6 protein-coding genes and 1 pseudogene are annotated in these 6,414 nt (G+C 66.1%); 6 read left to right on the top strand and 1 reads right to left on the bottom strand.

The annotated features are described in order from the left end of the window. The first annotated feature begins 15 nt into the window (after positions 1-15). From RKP46_RS07020 to RKP46_RS06995, 6 genes are read left to right on the top strand one after another with little or no spacing between them, the layout of a single operon-like run. Entirely contained in the window at positions 16-1,053 is a 1,038-nt protein-coding gene (locus tag RKP46_RS07020; protein ID WP_311105983.1) for a zinc-binding dehydrogenase, read from the top strand. A 44-nt stretch (positions 1,054-1,097) separates the two neighbouring features. Then, complete coding sequence (locus tag RKP46_RS07015; RefSeq protein ID WP_311105981.1) at positions 1,098-2,165, top strand: hypothetical protein; 1,068 nt, start codon at positions 1,098-1,100, stop codon at positions 2,163-2,165. Further along, positions 2,162-3,709 carry a lysine 5,6-aminomutase subunit alpha gene (locus RKP46_RS07010; RefSeq protein ID WP_311105980.1) on the top strand — a complete coding sequence of 516 codons (1,548 nt, stop codon included), beginning with the start codon at positions 2,162-2,164 and terminating at the stop codon, positions 3,707-3,709. The genes RKP46_RS07015 and RKP46_RS07010 overlap by 4 nt, the downstream gene beginning before the upstream one ends. Before the next feature lies 1 nt (position 3,710). Beyond that, positions 3,711-4,478 (top strand): OAM dimerization domain-containing protein, encoded by a 768-nt coding sequence (locus RKP46_RS07005; protein WP_311105979.1) that lies wholly within the window; start codon positions 3,711-3,713, stop codon positions 4,476-4,478. Then, positions 4,474-4,863: a hotdog domain-containing protein gene (locus tag RKP46_RS07000; RefSeq protein WP_311105982.1), complete on the top strand. Its 390-nt coding sequence runs from the start codon at positions 4,474-4,476 to the stop codon at positions 4,861-4,863. The genes RKP46_RS07005 and RKP46_RS07000 overlap by 5 nt, the downstream gene beginning before the upstream one ends. A 15-nt stretch (positions 4,864-4,878) precedes the next feature. Then, positions 4,879-5,706: a 3-keto-5-aminohexanoate cleavage protein gene (locus RKP46_RS06995; protein ID WP_311105978.1), complete on the top strand. Its 828-nt coding sequence runs from the start codon at positions 4,879-4,881 to the stop codon at positions 5,704-5,706. Between the two features lie 242 nt (positions 5,707-5,948). On the opposite strand, the pseudogene RKP46_RS06990 reads toward RKP46_RS06995, so the two are convergent. Beyond that, positions 5,949-6,414 (bottom strand): annotated as a pseudogene (locus RKP46_RS06990) (hypothetical protein); the annotation flags it as partial.

Raw genomic sequence — 6,414 nt, 5'->3', positions numbered from 1 at the left:
CTGAGGAGATCAGGCATGCGACCAGGTTCGCCCTACGGCACGCACCGCGTTCTCGAACCGCTCGGCGTGCTGCCGCAAGGCGCGTGGAAGATCGACAATTCGATGGCCATTTACGACAACGAGATCCGGATCGATGTCTCCGCCTTGAATATCGATGCCGCCAGTTTCACCCAGATCAGGCAGGAGGCTGCCGGCGATCTCGAGCGGATCGCCGGCATCGTCTGCGGAACCGTCGAGCGGCGCGGCAAGCAGCATAATCCGGTCACGGGCTCGGGTGGCATGCTGATCGGGCGGGTGGCCGAAATCGGCTCGGCACTGGCCGACAAGGTCGACCTCAAGGTGGGCGACAGGATCGCCACGCTGGTCTCGCTGTCGCTGACGCCACTGCAAATCCGCAGCATCCGGAAGATTCATCTCGACCAGGACCAGATCGAGGTGGACGGGCAGGCGATCCTGTTCGCCTCCGGGCGGTACGCCCGTCTGCCGGACGACATTCCCGAAGCGGTGGCTCTGGCGATTCTCGATGTCGCCGGCGCGCCGGCACAGACTGCGCGCCTGGTTCGCCCGGGCGACACGGTGCTGGTGGTTGGCGGTGGCGGCAAGTCGGGTAGCTTGTGCGTCTATGAAGCGCGCAAGCGTGCCGGTCCGGCGGGACGGGTGATCGGCGTTTCGCCGTTCGCCGACGACTGCGAGCGAATGCGCGAGCTCGGCTGGGTCGATCACGCCGTGCAGGTCGACGCGACCGACGCGGTGGCGATGATGGAAGCCATCGCCAAAGTGACCGCCGGCCAGATGGCCGATGTGACGATCAACTGCGTCAACATCCCGAACACCGAAATGGGCAGCATCCTGTCCACGCGCGACCGCGGCAGGATTTACTTCTTCTCGATGGCGACCTCCTTTACCGCCGCCGCGCTGGGCGCAGAAGGCGTCGGCAAGGATGTCGAGATGATCATCGGCAACGGCTACGCCAAAGACCATGCGCTGTATGCCTTGGCGCTGCTGCGCGAAAGCCCGGAGCTGCGCCGCCTGTTCGCAGAGTCGTATGGGTGAGCGGCGTCGGCGGTCGTGATGCGCAGCGAAACGTGGGAGTCGGCGTGAGTGGCAGCGCTCTCTGGCGGCAGATCCGTCGGCGTGGCCTGACCACGCTGGCCGTCATGGGCATGAGCAAGAATACCGGCAAGACGGTGACCTTGAACCATCTGCTGGCCTGCGCGGCGCACGACGGCGTGGCCATCGGATTGACCTCGATCGGACGCGACGGCGAAGAGCGTGACCAGGTTTTCGACATTCCGAAGCCGCCGGTGCGCGTCTGGCCGGGGAGCATCGTGGCCACCGCGCGCGACACCCTGGCGCGCGCCCGCGTGCGCTGCAAGCTGCTCGCTGCGAGCGGGGTGGGCAGTCCGATGGGCGAAATCGTCCTCGTGCGGGTGCTCGAGCACGGCACGATGGAAGTCGCCGGCGCTTCGCGCGCTGCCGATCAGCAAAGCATCATCGGCCAACTGCGCCAGTGCGCGTGCGCGCTGATCGTGCTCGACGGCGCGCTTGGCCGCAGCCAGCACGCTTCGCCGGCGGTTGCCGAGGGAATGATCCTGGCCACCGGCGCCGCCGTCGGCGGCGGTATCGGCAATATCCTGCGCAAGACGCGCGAGCGCCTGGCGATGCTCGAGATTGCCCAGGCCGACGCGCAGACGGCGCGCCGCTGCCGGGCGGTATTTGCGCGGGGCGGCGTCGGCGTCTGGGATCGCGCCGGCCAGCTCATCGCGCACCTCGACGTCGCCACCTTAAATGCGGCAGCGGCATTGCGCGCCTTCGCCGACCGGGCGCCGGCGATGATCGCGCTCAGCGGTGCGGTCGGCAAGCGGCTCTGGCCGACGCTGCGGCAGTTGCTCGCCGACAACCCCGGTTTGACGCTGGTGGTCGCCGACGGAACAAAATTGTTCATCGAGCACGCCGATCTGCGGCATTTCCAGCAGCACGGCGGCCGCGTGCTGGCCGAGCGCCGCATCGCTATCGTCGGCATTACCGTCAATCCCTGCGCGCCGCATGGCGGCGATGTCGTCGCCGCAGATTTGCTCGACGCCGCCCGGCGGGCATTTCCCGAACACCAGGTCAGCGATGTGATGCGCGAGCACGAGCTGATCACCAGCGGAGTTTCTCTATGACGCGTCTGCATCTCGATCAGAGGCAAATCGACCGCGCGCGCGAATCGGCGCGGCGCATCGCCGGCGCTGTGCGCGCGCAGATGGAGCCTTACACGACGACCAGCGTCGAGCGCGCGACGCTGCGTCTGCTCGGCGTCGACGGCGTCGATGAAAACGGCGTTCCCTTGCCGAATCGGCTCGTCGAGCACTTGCAGGCCGAGGACTTGCTGGCGCACGGTGCGGCGCCGGTGGTCATCGGGGCGATGCTCGAACAGCAGTCGACGGTCCAGCAGGTGGCCGAAGCAGTCGCTGCCGGCACGCTGCGCCTGCGCCGGCCGGCGAACGCGCGGCTCGTCCGCGCGGCCTGTGACGAGGAAGCCGGCAAGCGTTGCGCGCAGATCGCCGCACAGCGCGCCGCGCGCGAGGCGGCGATCGCCCGTTTTGGCGAGGCGCGCACGCCGTGGCTGTATGTCATCGTCGCCACGGGCAACATTCACGAGGACGTCAAGCAGGCGCGGGCGGCGGCGGAGCAGGGCGCCGACATCATCGCGGTGATCCGCTCGACCGGCCAGAGCCTGCTCGATTACGTTCCCTACGGCGCGACGACCGAAGGTTTCGGCGGCACCTACGCCACGCAGGAGAACTTCCGCCTGATGCGTGCGGCGCTCGATGAAACGGCAGACCGCGTCGGACGCTACATTCGTCTGACCAACTATTGCTCGGGCCTGTGCATGCCGGAAATCGCCGCCATGGGCGCCATCGAGCGGCTGGACATGATGCTCAACGATTCGATGTACGGCATCATCTTCCGCGACATCAACCTGCAGCGGACTTTCATCGACCAGTTCTTCTCGCGCATGGTCAATGCCTTTGCCGGGATCATCATCAACACCGGCGAAGACAATTATCTGACCACCGCCGATGCCTGTGAAGCGGCGCATACGGTCCTCGCCTCGCAACTGATCAACGAGCAGTTTGCCTGTCTGTCCGGTCTGACGCCGGAACAGATGGGCCTGGGACACGCCTTCGAGATCGATCCCGAAATGACCAACGGCTTTCTCTGGGAAGTCGCGCAGGCGCAACTGGTACGTCAGGTGTTTCCCGCTGCCTCGCTCAAGTACATGCCGCCGACCAGGCACATGACCGGCAACATTTTCCGCGGGCACCTCCAGGATGCGCTGTTCAACGTCGTCAGCGCGCTCACGCAACAGAACATCCACCTCCTCGGGATGATGACCGAGGCCATTCATACGCCGTTGATCCAGGACCGTTTTCTCGCCGTGCAGAACGCCAGGTACGTGTTCAACACGCTGCGCGATCTGCATGCGGAAGTCGAGTTCAAACGCGGTGGCCAGATCGAGCGGCGCGCGCAGGCGGTACTCGACGAGACCGGGCACTTGCTCGCCAGGATCGAAGAAATCGGCTTGCCGGCGGCGATTGGCCAGGGTGTTTTCGCCGACATCGCGCGTCGGCCGGACGGCGGCCGCGGGCTGGACGGGGTGCTCGCCAAGGCCGACGATTACTTCAATCCCTTTCCTCGCCTGATGCTGCCGGGAGGACACTGAGATGGCCGAACAATGGCTCAAGCCGTACGGCGACACGCTCGACGACGGTCGTGTGCAGCTTTCCTTCACCCTGCCGGTGGCGCTCGACGAGCAGGCGCGCGAAGCGGCCCGCCAACTGGCGGCAATGATGGGCCTGGACGAAGCGGCGGTGGTGCATGCGGAAGACATGGGGCAGGGTTTCAGCTTCTACATCGTCTACGGCCAGTGTCGCCATCGCGTCGACCTGGCGGCGATCAAGGTTTCCCGGCCCGACTACGCGAGGCTTGACAAGGACGGCGTCGACCGTCTGATCAGCGAAAAAATGGGGCGTAAGATGGTCGTCGTCGGCGCCTGCATCGAAAGCGATGCCCATACCGTCGGCATCGACGCGATCATGAACATGAAGGGTTACAACGGCCATAAGGGCCTGGAGAGTTATCACCAGATGCGTGCGATCAACCTCGGCGCGCAAGTCGACTCGGAAGATCTGGTGGTGCGCGCGATCGAAGAAAAGGCCGACGTGATTCTCGTTTCGCAGGTGGTGACGCAGAAAAACATCCACCTCGACAATCTGACCCGGCTGGCTGATCTGCTCGAAGCCGAGGGTTTGCGCGAACGGGTGATCCTGATCGTCGGCGGCCCGCGCATCAGTCACGAACTGGCCAAGGAACTGGGGTACGACGCCGGTTTCGGCAGCAAGACCTACGCCGAGGACGTGGCCTCGTTCGCCATCCACGAATGGATCAAAAGAACCGCTCGCCAGAAAGGAGTTCACCATGTCGGAAATTAGCAGCCTCATCCGTTTGCGCATCAGCGCGCACGACGCCCATTACGCCGGAGGACTGGTCGACGGCGCGAAGATGCTCAACCTGTTCGGCGATGTCGCCACCGAACTGCTCATCCGCAGCGATGGCGACGAAGGTCTGTTCGTCGCCTACGACCGCGTCGAGTTTCTCGCCCCGGTCCATGCCGGCGATTACATCGAAGCCAGCGGGCGGATCGTGTCGATCGGCCGCAGCTCGCGCAAGATGGTTTTCGAAGCGCGCAAGGTGATCGCCTCGACGGGTAGCGCGACGCAGCCCTCGGCCGCCGACGTGCTGGCCGAGCCGGTGATCGTCTGTCGCGCTGCGGGCACCTGCGTCGTGCCGGTCGACTGCCAGCGCATCGCGCGCTAGCCTGCGGCAGCGGCGATGGACAAGCTGATCATTACCGCCGCGCTGACCGGCGCCGAAGTGCGCAAGGAGCAACAACCGGCCTTGCCGATCACGCCGCAGGAAATCGCCGCCGATGCCGCCGCCTGCGTCGCGGCCGGCGCGGCGATCGTTCATCTGCACGCGCGACTCGCCGACGGCAGCCCGACGCAGGACAAGGCGGTCTATCAGCAGATCATCGCCGCGGTGCGCGAGCGCTGCGACGCGATCATTCAGGTGTCAACCGGTGGCGCGGTCGGCATGAGCGCCGCCGAACGGCTGGCGCCGTTGAGCCTGGCGCCGGAAATGGCGACGCTGTCGATGGGTTCGGTCAATTTTGGCGACGAGGTGTTCATCAATCACCCGGCCGATATCGCGCGGTTCGCACGGACGATCCAGGACTACGGCATCAAGCCCGAACTGGAGATTTTCGATGCCGGCATGCTGACCACCGCCGTGCGCTGGATCGGCAAGGGATGGCTCGCCGCTCCGGTGCATGTCGACTTCGTTCTCGGCGTTCCCGGCGCGATGGCCGGCACGCCGGAATCGCTGATGTTCCTGCGCTCGCAACTGCCGCCCGGAGCAACGTGGACGGTGGCCGGAATCGGCGCGGCGCAGTTACCGCTCGCCGTGCTGGCCATAGTCCTCGGTGGCCACGTGCGAGTCGGCTTCGAGGACAACATCTTCTACCGCAAGGGCGAACTGGCGACCGGAAACGCGCAGTTGGTCGCGCGCATCGCGCGCATCAGCCGCGAAATGGACCGCCCGCCAGCGACGCCGGACGAGGCGCGCGATCTGCTCGGCCTGGCGCGCCCCGCCAAGCGCTGAGAGATGGGACATGCAATGCACGCGTAGCGGGGTTCGAGGGTCATCAGCGTCGATGCCGGGCCGGAAGCTGGGATTTGATGGCGAAGACGCCGGGGAGAGCATCCGGGGAGAGGCGCCCGGAAGAGCACCCCGGAAGAGCACCCGGGAAGAGCGCCCCGGAAGATCTCCCGGGAAGAGCCACTGGGAAGAGCAGCCAGCCAAGGGGTGAGCAGTGATCGGCACGAACAGCGCGCCCCGCGATCTCAACGCGCGGCCATGCCGGCAATGCGCGAGCGCAACTCCTGTACGCGCGCGACCCGGCCGCTCCAGCCAAGCTTGGCGAATGATTCCTCGGCCTCGTCAAGCACCGCCAGCGCCTCGCTCTGCCATCCGGTGATCGCCAGCACCTGCGCGAATAACATGCCAATGGCGCCAATGGCGTCGCCCCGCCGCGTCTGGCGCGAGATCGCATACGCCTGCGCCAGATCGTCCGCAATCTCCGGCAACGCACCGCGTTCGTGGTCGCCACGCGCGACACGGATCTGCGCACGCGAATAGCGCGCGTGCGCGATGCCAACGAGATCGCCAAGCGCTTCCGCCAACCGCAGGTACTCCTCGTGCATCGCGAACGCTTCGTCGAGTTCGCCGCGTTCGAAGAGGATGTCGGCGATCTGGCCCATGGTCACCGCGCACGAGCGCACGTCGCCGAGGCGTTGATAGACGGGCAAC

It is taken from the genome of Accumulibacter sp. (genome assembly GCF_031732815.1).
Classification (GTDB): Bacteria; Pseudomonadota; Gammaproteobacteria; order Burkholderiales; family Rhodocyclaceae; genus Accumulibacter.
This window is presented reverse-complemented; position numbering and strand designations above follow the sequence as displayed.

What these genes read in the sequence shown, in the direction of transcription:
- RKP46_RS07020 (WP_311105983.1), top strand. Translation starts at nt 16, where the DNA reads ATGCGACCAGGTTCGCCCTACGGCACGCACCGCGTTCTCGAACCGCTC.
- RKP46_RS07005 (WP_311105979.1), top strand. Translation starts at nt 3,711, where the DNA reads ATGGCCGAACAATGGCTCAAGCCGTACGGCGACACGCTCGACGACGGT.
- RKP46_RS06995 (WP_311105978.1), top strand. Translation starts at nt 4,879, where the DNA reads ATGGACAAGCTGATCATTACCGCCGCGCTGACCGGCGCCGAAGTGCGC.
- RKP46_RS07010 (WP_311105980.1), top strand. Translation starts at nt 2,162, where the DNA reads ATGACGCGTCTGCATCTCGATCAGAGGCAAATCGACCGCGCGCGCGAA.